We start from the raw sequence: 15,787 nt of genomic DNA on the forward strand, positions 1-15,787 counted from the left end.
GCGCCCGCCCTCGGCCCGTTCATCCCATACCCACTCCCGCCCGGAGCAGCCATGTCCGACGCGCCCCCGCCCGATCCGTCCCCCTCCTCCCCGTCGGACCCGGCACCCAGCCCGCCACCGTCGGATCCGACGGCACCGCCGTCCTCGGCTCCGCTCCCGGCACCCGACCCGCTCGCCCCGGGCCAGCCGTGGGCCCCGCCGGCCCCGTGGACGCCCGAACCGTGGACGCCGTCCCCACCCACGACCAACTGGACGCCGCAACCGCCCACGACCCAGTGGACGCCCGGATCGCCACCGTCCCCGTGGACGCCCGGATCGCCAGCGTCCCCGTGGACGCCGCAGCCGCCCGACGCCTCGGACCCGATCCACGCCGGGTCGCCCCCGCACGGGGGATGGCCGCCGCACGCAGGCTGGCCGACGCCCACCGACTGGACCCCGCCTCCCGGGGAGCCACCGCCGGCCGGATGGCAGCCGTCAGCCGGATGGCCGCCCTACGGCTATCCACCGCCGTACGCCTACCCCGGTTACCCGCAGTCCAGCGGCAGCCAGACCACGAACAGCGGCCGGATCGTCGGGATCATCGTCGCGGTCTTCGTGGTGCTGGTCGTGATCGTCTGCGGCTGCCTCTGCGCGGGTGGTTTCCTGTTGGACAGACCCGGCTCGGAGCCGGTCGCCGAGGAGCCGTGGGTTGTTCCCGACGACGGTTGGACCGCACCCACCAGGGGTGTGCCCGTTCCGGAGCAACCCGGCGCCGCATCCCCGACCCCGCGCAAGCAGCCGATCACTCGGCCGACGTCGGAGCCGGCCCCGGTGACCGTGGTCTACGAGGTAACCGGCTCGGGTACGGCGGACATCGCGTACTACGACGCCGAGAGCGACCTGATCCACGTCGACGCCGCGAAGCTGCCCTGGCGCGCGACCATTCGGACCAACGGCAAGACCAGGGTGATGGTGGAGGCCACCGGGCCCGACATCAACAACGCCACGCCGATCGACTGCACCGTCACGATCAGCGGCGTCGGCAAGCCGGTGGTCATCAAGGAACAGGGGTATTACGGCATCTCCTGCGCACCGGAGTGAGGCTGGGGTTGGACCCGGCTGTGGCCGTAGGCTGGCGCAGGTGACGAGCACCGATGTCGACCCGCTGGTGGCCCGGATGCGGCCGTTCGGCACGACGATCTTCGCCGAGATGTCCGCCCTCGCCGTGCGCACCGGCGCGGTCAACCTCGGGCAGGGCTTCCCGGACACCGACGGTCCGCCGGAGATGCTGGCCGCCGCCGCCGAGGCGCTGCGCGGCGGGCAGAACCAGTACCCGCCCGGCCCGGGGATTCCCGCCCTGCGCGCGGCGGTAGCGGCCCACCAGCAGCGGTTCCAGGACCTGTCGTACGACCCGGACGGCGAGATCGTGATCACCGCGGGCGCGACCGAGGCGGTCGCGGCGAGCATCCTCGCCCTCTGCGAACCGGGTGACGAGGTGGTGTGCTTCGAGCCGTACTACGACTCGTACGCCGCCTCGATCGCCCTGGCCGGCGCGGTCCGGCGGCCGGTGACCCTGCGGCCCGCGGCCGACGGCCGGTACGCCTTCGACCCGGCGGCGCTGCGCGCGGCGTTCGGCCCGCGCACCCGACTGGTGCTGCTCAACTCACCACACAACCCGACCGGCAAGGTCTTCACCCCGGCCGAGTTGGCGCTGGTCGCCGAGCTGTGCCAGGAGCACGGCGCGTACGCGGTCACCGACGAGGTGTACGAGCACCTGGTCTTCACCGACGCGTCGAGCCCGCACGTGTCGTTGGCCAGCCTGCCCGGGATGCGGGAGAGGACGCTGCGCATCTCCTCGGCCGGCAAGACGTTCTCCTGCACGGGTTGGAAGGTCGGCTGGGCGAGCGGCCCTGCGGCGTTGGTCTCGGCGGTGCTGCGGGTGAAGCAGTTCCTCACCTTCGTCAACGCGGCGCCGCTGCAACCGGCGGTCGCCGTGGCGCTGGCCCTGCCGGACGACTACTACACCGGCTTCCGCGACGGGCTCCAGCAGCGCCGCGACCAGCTCGTCGGTGGTCTCACCGACGCCGGGTTCGAGGTGCTCGACTCGGAGGGGACGTACTTCGTCACCGCCGACATCACCGCCCTCGGCGGCCGGGACGGGGTGGAGTTCTGCCGTTCGCTGCCGGAGCGCTGTGGTGTGGTGGCGGTGCCGACGCAGGTCTTCTACGACGATGTGGAGGCGGGCCGACGGCTGGTCCGGTTCGCCTTCTGCAAGCGCCCCGAGGTGCTGACCGAGGCGGTCAGCCGGCTGCGCGCTCTGCGCCGCTGACCCGACGGACCGGCCGTGGGGCTGCGGAGCTGATGTCGTAACCGATTCAGCTCCACAGCCTCCAACCGACCTACGACGTGGCGGGGCTGGCGGCGCGGACCAGCTCGGCGATCCGCTCGGCGACCTCACGGGCGGTCGCCTCGGTGGCCGCCTCGACCATCACCCGGACCAGCGGCTCGGTGCCCGACGGGCGCAGCAGCACCCGGCCGGTCTCGCCCAGCTCCGCCTCGGCCCGCTCGACCTCGGCGCGCACGGCCGGCGCGGCGGCACCGACGGTCCGGTCGCCGACCGGCACGTTGATCAGCACCTGGGGCAGCTTGGTGACCACCGACGCCAGCTCGGCGAGGGACTTGCCGGTGGCCGCCATCCGGACCATCAGGTGCAGGCCGGTGAGAACCCCGTCGCCGGTGGTGGCGTGGGCGGGCATCACGATGTGACCGCTCTGCTCACCGCCGAGCGCCAGCCCGGAGGCGCGCAACTCCTCCAGCACGTACCGGTCACCGACCTTGGTCTCGATCAGCCGGATGCCCTGCGCGGACATCGCGAGCCGCAGCCCGAGGTTGCTCATCACGGTGGCCACCAGGGTGTCCTGGGTGAGCGTTCCGGCATCCCGCATGGCCAGCGCGAGGATCGCCATCACCTGGTCGCCGTCGACCTCGTCGCCGTCGGCGCTGACCGCCACAATCCGGTCGGCGTCGCCGTCGTGGGCGATGCCCAGGTGGGCGCCGTGCTCGACCACGGCCTCGCGCAGCGCTTCGATGTGGTTGGAGCCGCACTCGTCGTTGATGTTCAGGCCGTTCGGCTCCGCGTGGATCGCGACGACCTCCGCGCCGGCCTCCCGGTAGGCGACGGGGGCGACCTCGGCGGCGGCGCCGTTGGCACAGTCGACCACGACCTTGAGGCCCTCAAGCCGCTGCGGCACGGTGCTGACCAGGTGCTGGACGTAGTGGTCGGCACCGTCGAGCAGGTCGTGCACCCGGCCGATGCCGGCACCGACCGGGCGGTCCCAGGCGGTGGTGGCGTTCGTCTCGACGGCCGCCTCGATCCGCATCTCGATCTCGTCGGGCAACTTGTGCCCGCCGGCGGCGAAGAGCTTGATGCCGTTGTCCGGCATCGGGTTGTGCGACGCGGAGAGCACCACGCCGAGGTCGGCCTTGGCCTCCGCGGTGAGGAACGCCACCGCGGGGGTGGGCAGCACGCCGACCCGCACCACGTTGGCGCCGGCGCTGGTCAGACCGGCGACCACGGCGGCCTCCAGCATCTCGCCACTGGCCCGGGTGTCCCGGCCCACGACGGCCAGCGGCGGATGGCTGCGGTCCGTCTCGGCGAGCGTGTGCGCGGCGGCCACAGCGAGCGCGAGCGCCAACTCCGGTGTGAGATCCGCGTTTGCCCGCCCGCGTACGCCGTCCGTGCCGAACAACCGACCCATACCCGCCAACCTCCGATGAGCACTGCCAATGAGGAGAAAGCGGAACGGCCGACCCACCTCCCCCTAGCGGGGAGGCGGACCGGCCGTCCGTCAGAAGTACAACGCGCTGTTGAAGATCAGCGCTTCGAGTACTGGGGAGCCTTACGGGCCTTCTTGAGGCCGTACTTCTTGCTCTCCTTGACCCGGGCGTCCCGGGTCAGGAAGCCGGCCTTCTTCAGGGCCGGACGGTCGTCCGGGTCGTTGATGATCAGCGCGCGGGCGATGCCCAGCCGAAGCGCGCCGGCCTGCCCGGTGGTGCCGCCGCCACGCAGGTTGGCGATGACGTCGAACTGCTCGGGCTTCTCGGCGGTGACCAGCGGGTCCTTGATGAGCTGCTGGTGCACCTTGCTCGGGAAGTACGCCTCGAGGTCCTGGCCGTTGCAGGTGATCTTGCCGGTGCCCGGGACGATACGGACCCGGACGATGGCCTCCTTGCGGCGGCCCACGGTCTGGATCGGCCGGTCACCGCGAGGCGCGCGGGCGACGGGCGCCGGCGCCTCGGTGGCCTCAGGGGCTTCCGGGGCGACCTCGGTCTCGGTGATGTCGGTCATGCTGCTTCCTTCGCCCGCGCTCACTGCGCGATCTGCTTGATCTCGAACGGCACCGGCTGCTGCGCGAGGTGCGGGTGCTCGGCACCGGCGTAGACCTTCAGCTTCTTGATCAGCTGACGGCCGAGCTTGTTGTGCGGGAGCATCCCCTTCACGGCCAGCTCGATGGCCCGCTCGGGGCGCTTGGTCAGCAGCTCCTCGTAGCCGATCTGCTTCAGACCACCCGGGTAACCGGAGTGGCGGTAAGCAACCTTGGTCTGGCGCTTGTTGCCGGTCAACGCAACCTTGCCCGCGTTCACGATGACGACAAAGTCGCCCGTGTCGACGTGCGGCGCGAAAGTCGGCTTGTGCTTACCACGCAGCAACGTGGCGGCGTGGGTGGCCAGGCGGCCCAGCACGACATCAGAGGCGTCGATGACGTGCCACTGACGCTCGATCTCACCCGGCTTCGGGCTGTACGTACGCACAGGTCTACCTTGTCTCGTCGTCGGTCTGGGGTCGCGCGCCGAGGTGACCAGATCTTGCAGGCCGGACCAGCGCGCACGAACGACCAAGCGTACCTGATAGGGCACGCCTCTGGATGTCGTACAACAGCAGGCAACGATACCCGGCGCCCCGTCCGCAGGTCAAAACGGGGGTGCGCTCGTGCGCGGCGACACGCCGGCCGTGGTCCAGCTCACACGTTGGCGAGCCGATCGGCCCTCGGCCGGAGGTAGACGACCCAGGTGACCGCGAAACACAACGCGTACCAGCCGATGAAGGCCAGGTAGGCGGCGTCGGCGTTGCCGGAGCCCAGGAACGACTGGCGGAACGAGATGTTGACCAGCACCCCGCCGGACGCCCCGACGGCACCCGCGATGCCGATCAACGCGCCGGTCATCCGCCGGGCCCACCGCGCGGCGGCCTCCGGATCGCGGCCACCCGACGTCACCGCGTCCGCCGCCCGGGCCCGGAAGATCGCCGGGATCATCTTGTAGGTGGAGCCGTTGCCGACGCCGGAGAAGACGAACAGGGCGAGGAACCCGGCCAGGTAGATCCCGAACGACCGCTCCCGGGCGGCGTACAGCACGGTGCCCGCGCCGGCCGCCATCGCCACGAAGTTCCAGAAGGTCACCCGGGCCCCGCCCAACCGGTCGGCCAGGTGCCCGCCCAGTGGGCGGATCAGCGAACCGACCAGCGGGCCGAGGAAGGTCAGCCAGGCGGCGTCGACCGGGGTGGGGAACCGTTCGGCGAACTGGAGCTGGAGCACCTGGCCGAAGGCGAAACCGAACCCTATGAACGAGCCGAAGGTGCCGATGTAGAGCACCGACATGACCCAGGTGTGCGGGTCGCGGGCCGCCTCACGCAGCGCGCCCGGCTCGTTGCGCGCCCCGGGCACGGTGTCCAACCAGCGGGCCGCGGCCAGCGCGGCCAGCACGATCAGCGGCAGGTATACCGCCGGCACCAGACGGGGGTACGCGGCACCGGCGGTGGCGAGGACCGCCAGGCCGACCAACTGCACCGCGGGTACGCCGAGGTTGCCGCCGCCGGCGTTGAGCCCGAGGGCCCGACCCTTGAGCCGCTGTGGGTAGAACAGGTTGATGTTCGCCATCGAGGAGGCGAAGTTGCCGCCACCGACACCGGTCAGGCAGGCGAGCACCATCAGCGTGGAGTAGGACACCCCGGGTTCCAGCAGCACCGTCATCGGCACCGTTGGCACCAGCAGCAGGAGCGCGCTGATGATCGTCCAGCGCCGCCCGCCGAAACGGGCCACCGCCAGCGTGTACGGCAGCCGCAGCACCGCGCCCAGTGCGGCCGGCACGGCGGTGAGCAGGAACTTCCCGGCCGGGTCGATGCCGTACGCGGGGCCGAGGAAGAGCACGGTCACCGACCAGAGGCTCCACACCGAGAAGCCGACGTGCTCGGCGAAGATCGAGACCCAGAGGTTGCGCCGGGCGATGGGCGCGCCCGTCGTACGCCAGAAGTCGGGGTCCTCGGGGCGCCAGTCGTCGAGCCGGCGCGCACGCCCGGTGGCAGCCGGCGGCCGGGTGGTGACTGCGGTGCTGGTGAGCGTGCTCACGGCGGCTCCTCCTCGTCGATGTGACGAGGAGGAACGCTAGGAACGCCCGGTTACCTGGCAGTGCCCGTCGCGGGTCGGCCCGGAAACGGGGACCGCACCACGGGCCGGCGGCGGTGGTGAGGCCGGTGCTCAGAGTTGTTGCAGGATGCGCAGCGCGCGGCTGACCCGGATCATGGTGTCGGTGTCGGCGACGTCCACGCAGTCGGTGAACCACTTCTTCATGGGCGAGGAGATGCGGTCGGGCATCACCACGTACCGGCCCATCGACACGGCGAGCGGCGAGTCGCGCAGCAGCGACTCCTCCACCACCTCGACCACGATCACGATGGGTACGTCGGTGGAGTTGTAGACGTCCGAGCTGACCACGAGGCCGAGGCGTTCCCGGGCGCCCTCGATGCGCCAGACCTCTCCCCTACGCAGCACGCGGTCGTCCGCCGGAGAGCAGGTCGTTGACCATGCCCACCTCGCGGGCGTCGGCGAGAGCGGCGGACTCCAGGTCCAGACCGGCACGGCCCACTGCGGCGGCGTGCGCGGTGAACACCTCGCGCAGCGCCTTCTCGCGGGCGGCCTGGTCCATCCATGCGGAGAGCGACAGCCCTTCGCGCTTGGCGAACCGCCGGGCCTCCTCGATCGTCTCGTCGGTAAACGACAGAGTCACCTTGGCAGTCATGCCGCTGAGACTACCCACCGGTGTGACCGACAGTCATCCACGCGACCGCCGGCTCACCCCCCGACGTCGAAACGCACATACCGGCGGTGTTCACCGGGCCCGGCCGCCGAACACCGCGAAGCGCCACTCCTTGAAGTAGCAGTCGACGTCGACCAGGCCCGCCTCGGCGAGCCACCGGCACTGGTCGGCGACGGTCGCCGGCCGGTCGTGCCGCATCCGCTCCCGGGATGCGGCGATCTCCTCACCGGACGAGCCCAGCTCGGTGATCCGCTGCATCCACACCTCGTCGTAGCGCCGGTCCAACTCCGGGGTCGGGCCGGCGACCTGCTCGGCGTTGACGAACACCCCGCCGGGCACGAGTGCGGCGGCGGCCCTCCGGTAGAGCGCCCGCTTGCCGTCGTCGTCCAGGTGGTGGATCGCCAGCGCGCTGACCACCGCGTCGTACCGGCCGGCGGGCAGCGGATCGGCCAGGTCAGCCCGGACCGTCCGGTGCGGCACCGACCGGGCGTCCAACTGCTCGGTGGCGCGGGCGAGCATCGCCGGGGCCCCGTCGACCAGGGTCAGCCGCACACCGGGCACCGCGGCGGCCAGCAGCAGCGAGAGCAGGCCGGTGCCGGCGCCCAGGTCCAACACCACCGGCGTACGACCGGCGGCGAGCGCGGCCCGCAGCGGTGGCGCGGCAACCTGGACCGCCGTGCCGTAGAAGGCGTCGAAGCACGGCACGAGCCGACGGCGGGCCTCGTCGTAGGTGCCGGCCACCGCGTCGAATACGTCCGTCACGCTCATCGCGCTCTCCCACTTTTTGAGACAACTTTCCCACATTATAAGCCGGCGAACGACGCTGATGTCGTCAGCGGCGCGGCGGTAGCTACCACGGAACCCGTCAAACGCGTTCACACCGGGGTCGCCCTCGGCCTGCCGGAGATCTTGGACAGTTTCCGTTACGTGAGAACGGAAACTGTCCAAGATCTCCACAAGCGAGCACCGATGGGCCGGACCCACCTGCCCCGGCGGCCCGTCGCCCAACCACCCGCACGCCCGTCAAGCGCAGTCCGGTGAGACGCGGATGACCCGCCGCCCTCGACCGCTGGCGACCATCCGTCCTCTGCCGTGCCCGCGTGCGGTGTGAGCCCCACTTGACAGGACCGAAACAGAAGAGACCCGGACCGGAAACCGCCCGGCGGCACGCTTTGCCGACATGACAGACGGTGCATGGTCGGCAACTCGACCGGGGCTGGCACCCCGGGAGGTGGCGACGCACTGCCCGTACTGCGCCCTGCAGTGCGGCATGGCGCTGCGCGAGGACGACAACGGGGTATCGGTCCACCCCCGCCAGTTCCCCACCAACCGGGGCGGGCTCTGCCAGAAGGGTTGGACCGCCGCCGAACTGCTCGACCACCCGGAGCGGCTGACCACTCCCCTGCTGCGCGACCCGGCCACCGGTGAGCTGCGTCCGGCGAGCTGGGACGCCGCGCTCGACCGGGTCGTCACCGGCATCCGCGCGGTCCAGCAGGACGCCGGCCGGGACGCGGTCGCCGTCTTCGGTGGCGGCGGCCTGACCAACGAGAAGGCGTACGCGCTGGGAAAGTTCGCCCGGATCGGGCTGCGCACCCGGCACATCGACTACAACGGACGGTTCTGCATGTCCTCGGCGGCGGCCGCCGGGATGCGCGCCTTCGGCATCGACCGGGGGCTGCCGTTCCCGCTCGCCGACCTGGGCCGGGCCGACACCCTGCTGCTGGTCGGCGCGAACCCGGCGGAGACCATGCCACCGCTGGTGCGCTGGCTCACCGAGCAGCGCCGCAAGGGCGGCCGGCTGATCGTCGTCGACCCCCGGGTCACCGCCACCGCCCGCCAGGCCGACCTGCACCTGCAACCGCTGCCCGGCACCGACCTCGCGGTGGCCAACGCGCTGCTGCACATCGCCCTCACCGAGGGGTGGGTCGACCGGGCCTACGTGGCCGAACGCACCACCGGCTTCGAGGCGGTCCGCCGCAGCGTCGCCGCCTGGTGGCCGGCCCGCGCAGAGCAGCTCTCCGGCGTGCCGGTGGCCGACCTGGAGGAGACCGCCCGCGCGCTGGGCACCGGCGGTCGCGTGATCATCCTGACCGCGCGCGGCGCCGAGCAGCACGCCAAGGGCGTCGACACGGTCACCGCGTACGTCAATCTCGCCCTCGCCCTCGGCCTGCCGGGTCGCGACGGTTCGGGGTACGGCTGCCTCACCGGCCAGGGCAACGGCCAGGGCGGGCGGGAGCACGGGCAGAAGGCCGACCAGCTCCCCGGCTACCGGCGGATCGACGACCCGGCGGCCCGGGAGCACGTGGCCGGTGTCTGGGGGGTGCCGGCCGACGAGCTGCCCGGCCCGGGTGTGCCGGCCTACCAGCTGCTCGACTCGCTCGGCACTCCGGACGGCCCCCGCGCGTTGCTGGTGTTCGGCTCCAACCCGGTGGTCTCCGCACCTCGGGCGTCCCGGATCGAGGGCCGGTTGCGCGATCTCGACCTGCTTGTCGTCGCCGACCTGCTGCTCTCCGAGACGGCCGCGCTGGCCGACGTGGTGCTGCCCACCGCGCAGTGGGCCGAGGAGGACGGCACCATGACCAACCTGGAGGGTCGGGTGCTGCGTCGCCGCGCGCTGCGCCCACCCCCACCGGACGTCCGGACCGACCTGGACATCATCTCCGCCCTCGCGGCGAGACTGGCCCCCGACGAGGCCGCGGCCACCGAGGCGGCAGCCCGGTTCCCGGCCGACCCGGCCGCCGTCTTCGCCGAGCTGCGCCGCGCCTCCGCCGGCGGGATCGCCGACTACGCCGGCATCAGCTGGGCCCGGATCGACGGCGACGACGGCGTCTGGTGGCCCTGCCCGACCGAGGACGGGCCGGACACGCCACGGCTGTTCGCCGAGCGGTTCGCGACCCCGGACGGCCGGGCCCGGTTCCACCCCGTCGACCACCGGCCGGCCGCCGAGGAGGTCTGCTCCACGTACCCGTTGCACTTCACCACCGGCCGGGTGCTGGCCCAGTACCAGTCCGGCACCCAGACCCGCCGGGTGCCCGCGCTGCGGCGCGCCGCCCCGGAGGCGTTCGTCGAGCTGCACCCCGACCTTGCCGCCCGGCTGGGCATCGACGACGGCGACCCGGTGCGGGTGACCTCACGCCGGGGTGAGCTGTGCGCCCCGGCGCGCCTCAGCACCGGGATCCGACCGGACACCGTGTTCGCGCCGTTCCACTACCCGGGTGCGGGACGGGCCAACTCGGTCACCAACGACGCTGTGGACCCGATCTCCGGGATGCCCGAGTTCAAGATCTGCGCGGTCCGGGTGGCGAAGGCATGACGGCCCGGGTGGTGATCGTCGGCAACGGGATGGCGGGCGCCCGCCTCGCCGGCGAGCTGCACGCCCGCGAAGGGGACCGGAAGGTCACCGTGCTCGGGGCGGAGCCGCACCGCGCGTACAACCGGATCCTGCTCTCCACCCTGTTGGCCGGACGGATCGACGAGCCGGACGTGGAGCTGACCGAGGCCGCCGGGCACGGCATCGACCTGCGCACCGGCGTACCGGTGGCGGCGATCGACCGGTCCGCCCGGGAGGTGCGCACCGACGACGGCGAACGCATCTCCTACGACCACCTGGTGCTGGCCACGGGCGCACGGGCCGTGGTGCCGCCACTGCCCGGCCTCGACCCGGCGGAGCTGCCGGAGCGGGTGGTCCCGTTCCGAACCCTGGACGACTGCCGGCGGATTCTCGCCGCGGCGGACGGCGCACGCACCGCGCTGGTGCTCGGCGGCGGGCTGCTCGGCCTGGAGGCCGCCCGAGGGCTGGCCAGCCGAGGGCTCGCCACCACAGTGGTGCACCCCAGGGAGCACCTGATGGAACGGCAGCTCGACAGGGCGGCCGGTGCGGTGCTCGCCGGCACCCTCGCCGGATTCGGCGTCACCGTGCAGCTCGCGGTGCCGGCGACCGGCGTGGCCGCCGACGCCACCGGCGTACGCCTCGACCTGGCCGACGGCCGGACGTTGTGCGCCGACCTGCTGGTGCTCTCCTGCGGCGTACGCCCGGACACCGCCCTCGCGCGGGCCGCCGGCCTGAACGTCCGGCGCGGCGTGGTGGTGGACGACCGGCTCCGCACCGACGACCGGTCCATCTCGGCGATCGGCGACTGCGCCGAGCACGACGGCGTGCTCACCGGGCTGGTCGCACCCGCCTGGGCGCAGGCCCGGGTGCTCGCCGACGTGCTGACCGGGACGGACCCGCTCGCGCGGTACCGGCCCCAGCCGGTGGTGACCCGGCTCAAGGCAGCCGGGATCGACCTGGCCTCGATGGGTGACGCGGTCAGTGGCGGGCCGGGTGAGGAGCTGACCTTCACCGACCCGGCCCGGGGCACGTACGCCCGGCTGCGGATCCGCGACGAGCGGCTGATCGGCGCGATCCTGCTCGGCGACAACCCGGCCGTCGGCACGGTGATCCAGCTCTTCGACCGTGGTCACCCCGTGCCGACCGACCGGCGGGCGCTCCTGCTGGGCCGGGCACTCGGCACGGTCGGCGCGACTCCGGCCGCCTCACCGGCGCTGATGCCGGATGCGGCCACGGTCTGTCAGTGCAACACGGTGAGCAAGGGCGCACTCGTACGGAGCTGGCGCTCCGGGGCCCGGACTGTCGACGCGGTGGTGGCGGCGACCCGCGCCGGAACCGGATGCGGCGGGTGCCGGGACGCGGTGGGCGGCATCGTCGACTGGCTGAGCCAGGCGGAATCGGTGGAGGTGACGCGATGAGCGGCGGCGATCTGGTCGTCATCGGCAACGGCATGGTCGGGCAGCGCTTCGTCGACGCGCTGCGCGCCCGTGACCCGGAGGGCCGTTGGCGGGTGACAGTGCTGGCCGAGGAGCGGCGCCCGGCGTACGACCGGGTGCGGCTCTCGGCGTACTTCGACGGGGTGGGTGAGAGCGAGCTCAACCTGTACACACCGCACGACGGGGTGCGGCTGCGGCTGGGCGAGCCGGCCACCGCCATCGACCGGGCCCGGCAGGTGGTGAGCACCGACGTCGGTGAATACCAGTACGACGCGCTGGTGCTGGCCACCGGCTCGTACGCGTTCGTGCCACCGGTGCCCGGCGCGGAGCTGCCCGGGGTCTTCGTCTACCGGACCCTGGACGACCTGGCGGCGATCCGGGCGTACGCCTCCGGCCGGCGGGTCGGCGCGGTGATCGGTGGCGGGCTGCTCGGGTTGGAGGCGGCCAACGCGCTACGGCTGCTCGGCCTGAGCACCGACGTGGTCGAGTTCGCGCCCCGGCTGATGCCGGTGCAGGTGGACCAGGCCGGTGGCGCGATGCTGCGGCGCTACGTCGACGAGTTGGGCGTACGGACCCACCTCGGGGTGGCGACCAGCGCGATCCGACCCGGCCCGGACGGGACGGTCGCCGCACTGGAGCTGTCCGACGGTGGCGTGCTCGACGCCGAGTTGGTGGTGGTGGCCGCCGGCATCCGGCCCCGGGACCAGCTGGCCCGGGACGCTGAGCTGCCCCTGGGTCCGCGCGGCGGGGTGTTGGTCGACGCGACCTGCCGCACCGCCGACGAGCGGATCTGGGCGATCGGCGAGTGCGCGGCGGTCGACGGCACCTGCCACGGCCTGGTCGCACCCGGGTACGCGACGGCCGAGGTGGTGGCCGACCGGCTGGTCGGTGGCGCGGCGACCTTCCCGGGCGCGGACACCGCCACCAAGCTCAAGCTGCTCGGTGTCGACGTGGCCTCGTTCGGTGACGCCCACGGTGTGACTCCGGGCTGTCTGGACGTCACGTTCACCGACCCGGCCACCCGGGTCTACGCGAAGCTGGTGCTCTCCGACGACGCGCACACACTGCTCGGCGGGGTGCTGGTCGGTGACGCCAGCGCGTACCCGACGTTGCGGGCCAGCGTGGGCGGGCCGCTGCCGGCCGCGCCGCTGGCGTTGCTCGCCCCGGACGGCGGTGGGGCGGACGCGGGTACGCTGCCCGCCGACGCCCAGGTCTGCTCCTGCAACGCGGTGACCCGCGGCGACGTGGACGCCGCCATCGCCGACGGATGCGCGGACGTGCCGGCGTTGAAGGCGTGCACCAGGGCCGGCACCAGCTGCGGTTCCTGCGTGCCGATGCTCAAGCAGCTCCTGGACGCGGCCGGGGTGGCGCAGTCCAGCGCGCTGTGCGAGCACTTCGACGTCAGCCGGCGGGAGCTGTTCGAGATCGTCCGGGTGCGCGGGATCCGCACCTTCTCCCGGCTGGTCGCCGAGCACGGTCGGGGGCGCGGCTGCGACATCTGCAAGCCGGTGGTGGCGTCGATCCTCGCCTCGCTGGGCAGCGGCCACGTGCTCGACGGTGAGCAGGCGTCGTTGCAGGACACCAACGACCACTTCCTGGCCAACCTGCAACGCGACGGCAGCTACTCGGTGGTGCCCCGGATCCCCGGCGGCGAGATCACCCCGGAGAAGCTGATCGTGATCGGTGAGGTGGCCCGGGACTTCCAGCTCTACACGAAGATCACCGGTGGGCAGCGCATCGACCTGTTCGGGGCGCGGGTGGAGCAGTTGCCGCAGATCTGGCGGCGGCTGGTGGACGCCGGCTTCGAGTCCGGTCACGCGTACGGCAAGGCGCTGCGGACGGTGAAGTCCTGCGTGGGCGAAACCTGGTGCCGGTACGGCGTACAGGACTCGGTGGGGCTGGCCGTCGCGTTGGAGCTGCGCTACCGAGGGCTGCGGGCTCCACACAAGATCAAGTCAGCGGTGTCCGGCTGCGCCCGCGAATGCGCCGAGGCGCGCAGCAAGGACTTCGGCATCATCGCCACCGAGACCGGTTGGAACCTCTACGTCGGCGGCAACGGAGGCTTCCGCCCCCGGCACGCCGACCTGTTCGCCACGGACCTGTCCACGGAAACGCTGATCTCGCTGATCGACAGGTTCCTCATCTACTACATCCGCACCGCCGACCGGCTGCAACGCACGGCCGGCTGGATCGAGGCGATGGACGGCGGCCTGGACCACCTGCGCGCGGTGATCGTGGACGACTCGCTCGGTCTCTGCGCCGAACTGGACGCGGCGATGGCCCAGCACGTGTCGTCGTACTCCGACGAGTGGCGTGACGTGCTCGAAGACCCGGACCGGCTGCGCCGCTACACCTCCTTCGTCAACGCGCCCGACGTGCCCGACCCGTCCATCACCTTCGCCCGGGAACGCGGCCAACCGGTGCCGGTGCGCGAGCACCCCACGGGCGGACTCGCGCACCGTCGGCAACCGGTCACCCTGGGCCTACCGGAGGTACGACGATGAACCTGACCACCACGCTGAGCTGGACCGCTGTCTGCCCCCTCGACCGCCTGGAACCGGACCGAGGGGTCGCCGCCCTGGTCGACGGGGCACAGATCGCTCTCTTCCGCACCGCGGACGGGTTGTTCGCGATCGACAACCGCGATCCGGTCTCCGGGGCGTACGTGCTGTCCCGGGGCATCGTCGGCAGCCGCGGCGGAGTGCCGACGGTCGCCTCGCCGCTGCACAAGCAGGTGTACGACCTGCGCAGCGGGCACTGCCTCGACCTGCCCGGGGTGGCCGTGGCACGGCACGACGCGCGTTGCCGCGACGGGCTCGTCGAGGTGCGGCTGCGACAGGAGGGTTGATGCGGGAAGAACTGGCGGGCTTCACCATCGGGGTGACCGCCGACCGGCGGCGCGACGAGTTGGCCGCGCTGCTCGAACGCCGGGGCGCCCGGGTGGTGCTCGCCCCGGCGTTGCGGATCGTGCCGCTGTCCGACGACACCGAGCTGCGCGAGGCGACCCGCGCGTGCCTCGACCAGCCGCCGGACATCCTGATGGCCAACACCGGCATCGGCATGCGCGGGTGGCTGGAGGCGGCCGAGGGTTGGGGGCTGGCCGAGCCGCTGCGCTCGGTGCTGGCCAGCTCGTACGTGGTTGCCCGTGGCCCGAAGGCACGCGGCGCGATCCGTGCCGCCGGGCTGCACGACCAGTGGTCGCCGGCCTCGGAGAGCTGCGACGAGGTGGTCGACCACCTGCGTCGGCGAGGTGTGGCCGGGCAGGTGATCGCCATGCAGCTGCACGGTGAGCGACAGCCCGAGTGCACCCTCGCGCTGGAGGCGGCCGGTGCCACCGTGATCGAGGTGCCCGTCTACCGCTGGGCCCCGCCGAGCGACCCGGCGCCGCTGCACCGGCTGATCGACCTGATCGCCGGCCGACTGGTGGACGCGGTGACCTTCACCTCGGCGCCAGCGGCCGAGGCGCTGCTGCGGGCAGCCGGGGACCGCACCGACGCGCTGCTCACCGCGTTCCGCAACGATGTGCTCGCCAGCTGCGTCGGCGCGGTGACCGCAGAGCCGCTGCTCCGGCGCGGGGTGCCGGTCAGCGCGCCGAGCCGGGCCCGGCTGGGGGCACTGGTGCGGACGATCGTCGACGAACTGCCCCGCAGGACCGTGACGTTCAAGGCCGGCGGGCACCTCCTCACGCTGCGCGGGCACGCCGCGGTGATCGACGGCGAGTTGCGACCGCTCGCGCCCGCCCCGATGGCCGTGTTACGCGCCCTGGCCCAGTCGCCCGGTCGGGTGCTGTCCCGCACGGCGCTGCTGCGGACGCTGCCCCGGGGCGCGGACGAGCACGCGGTGGAGATGGCGGTGGCCCGTCTACGGGCCGGCCTGCGCGCGCCCCGCGTGGTGCAGACCGTGGTGAAGCGCGGCTACCGACTCCGGGTGGACTGACGCGTCATGGCCG

Annotated in this window: 14 protein-coding genes; 7 read left to right on the plus strand and 7 right to left on the minus strand. The window is 72.7% G+C overall.

The window, feature by feature from the left end; translation table 11 throughout:
• The first annotated feature begins 51 nt into the window (after positions 1 to 51).
• Both HNR22_RS15550 and HNR22_RS15555 read left to right on the plus strand, forming a co-directional pair.
• Entirely contained in the window at positions 52 to 1,080 is a 1,029-nt protein-coding gene (locus HNR22_RS15550) for an MmpS family transport accessory protein (RefSeq protein WP_179780993.1), read from the plus strand.
• A 40-nt stretch (positions 1,081 to 1,120) separates the two neighbouring features.
• The gene (locus tag HNR22_RS15555; RefSeq protein WP_179780994.1) at positions 1,121 to 2,308 is read left to right on the plus strand and encodes a pyridoxal phosphate-dependent aminotransferase; all 1,188 of its coding nucleotides are present in this window, start codon (positions 1,121 to 1,123) and stop codon (positions 2,306 to 2,308) included.
• A 70-nt stretch (positions 2,309 to 2,378) separates the two neighbouring features.
• Here HNR22_RS15555 and glmM read toward each other — a convergent pair whose 3' ends face one another.
• The 7 genes from glmM to HNR22_RS15590 all read right to left on the minus strand — a co-directional run bounded on the left by glmM (position 2,379) and on the right by HNR22_RS15590 (position 7,839).
• Positions 2,379 to 3,737, minus strand: a complete 1,359-nt coding sequence (gene glmM / locus HNR22_RS15560) for a phosphoglucosamine mutase (protein ID WP_179780995.1) — start codon at positions 3,735 to 3,737, stop codon at positions 2,379 to 2,381.
• 116 nt (positions 3,738 to 3,853) lie between these two features.
• Complete coding sequence (gene rpsI / locus HNR22_RS15565; protein WP_074314527.1) at positions 3,854 to 4,327, minus strand: 30S ribosomal protein S9; 474 nt, start codon at positions 4,325 to 4,327, stop codon at positions 3,854 to 3,856.
• A gap of 20 nt (positions 4,328 to 4,347) precedes the next feature.
• On the minus strand, positions 4,348 to 4,791 hold the full coding sequence (gene rplM, locus HNR22_RS15570) for a 50S ribosomal protein L13 (protein WP_030489638.1): 444 nt from the start codon (positions 4,789 to 4,791) through the stop codon (positions 4,348 to 4,350).
• Positions 4,792 to 5,000: 209 nt separating this feature from the next.
• Entirely contained in the window at positions 5,001 to 6,383 is a 1,383-nt protein-coding gene (locus tag HNR22_RS15575; RefSeq protein WP_179780996.1) for an MFS transporter, read from the minus strand.
• Positions 6,384 to 6,512: 129 nt separating this feature from the next.
• Positions 6,513 to 6,806 carry a hypothetical protein gene (locus HNR22_RS15580; RefSeq protein WP_179780997.1) on the minus strand — a complete coding sequence of 98 codons (294 nt, stop codon included), beginning with the start codon at positions 6,804 to 6,806 and terminating at the stop codon, positions 6,513 to 6,515.
• Positions 6,796 to 7,053, minus strand: coding sequence for a DUF6364 family protein (locus tag HNR22_RS15585; RefSeq protein ID WP_088950199.1), 258 nt, complete (start codon positions 7,051 to 7,053; stop codon positions 6,796 to 6,798). Before HNR22_RS15585 ends, HNR22_RS15580 begins: the two co-directional genes overlap by 11 nt.
• Positions 7,054 to 7,143: 90 nt before the next feature.
• The gene (locus HNR22_RS15590; RefSeq protein ID WP_179780998.1) at positions 7,144 to 7,839 is read right to left on the minus strand and encodes a class I SAM-dependent methyltransferase; all 696 of its coding nucleotides are present in this window, start codon (positions 7,837 to 7,839) and stop codon (positions 7,144 to 7,146) included.
• A gap of 412 nt (positions 7,840 to 8,251) precedes the next feature.
• On the opposite strand from HNR22_RS15590, the gene HNR22_RS15595 reads away from it, so the two are divergent.
• From HNR22_RS15595 to HNR22_RS15615, 5 genes are read left to right on the plus strand one after another with little or no spacing between them, the layout of a single operon-like run.
• Positions 8,252 to 10,384 carry a molybdopterin oxidoreductase family protein gene (locus tag HNR22_RS15595; RefSeq protein WP_179780999.1) on the plus strand — a complete coding sequence of 711 codons (2,133 nt, stop codon included), beginning with the start codon at positions 8,252 to 8,254 and terminating at the stop codon, positions 10,382 to 10,384.
• Positions 10,381 to 11,820, plus strand: a complete 1,440-nt coding sequence (locus HNR22_RS15600; RefSeq protein ID WP_179781000.1) for an FAD-dependent oxidoreductase — start codon at positions 10,381 to 10,383, stop codon at positions 11,818 to 11,820. The genes HNR22_RS15595 and HNR22_RS15600 overlap by 4 nt, the downstream gene beginning before the upstream one ends.
• The gene (gene nirB, locus HNR22_RS15605) at positions 11,817 to 14,342 is read left to right on the plus strand and encodes a nitrite reductase large subunit NirB (protein ID WP_179781001.1); all 2,526 of its coding nucleotides are present in this window, start codon (positions 11,817 to 11,819) and stop codon (positions 14,340 to 14,342) included. Before HNR22_RS15600 ends, nirB begins: the two co-directional genes overlap by 4 nt.
• Positions 14,339 to 14,686: a nitrite reductase small subunit NirD gene (nirD, locus tag HNR22_RS15610; protein WP_179781002.1), complete on the plus strand. Its 348-nt coding sequence runs from the start codon at positions 14,339 to 14,341 to the stop codon at positions 14,684 to 14,686. The genes nirB and nirD overlap by 4 nt, the downstream gene beginning before the upstream one ends.
• Complete coding sequence (locus HNR22_RS15615) at positions 14,686 to 15,774, plus strand: uroporphyrinogen-III synthase (protein ID WP_179781003.1); 1,089 nt, start codon at positions 14,686 to 14,688, stop codon at positions 15,772 to 15,774. The genes nirD and HNR22_RS15615 overlap by 1 nt, the downstream gene beginning before the upstream one ends.
• Positions 15,775 to 15,787: the final 13 nt, after the last annotated feature.

This window comes from Micromonospora jinlongensis (assembly GCF_013410645.1).
GTDB classification, from domain to species: domain Bacteria; phylum Actinomycetota; class Actinomycetes; order Mycobacteriales; family Micromonosporaceae; genus Micromonospora; species Micromonospora zamorensis.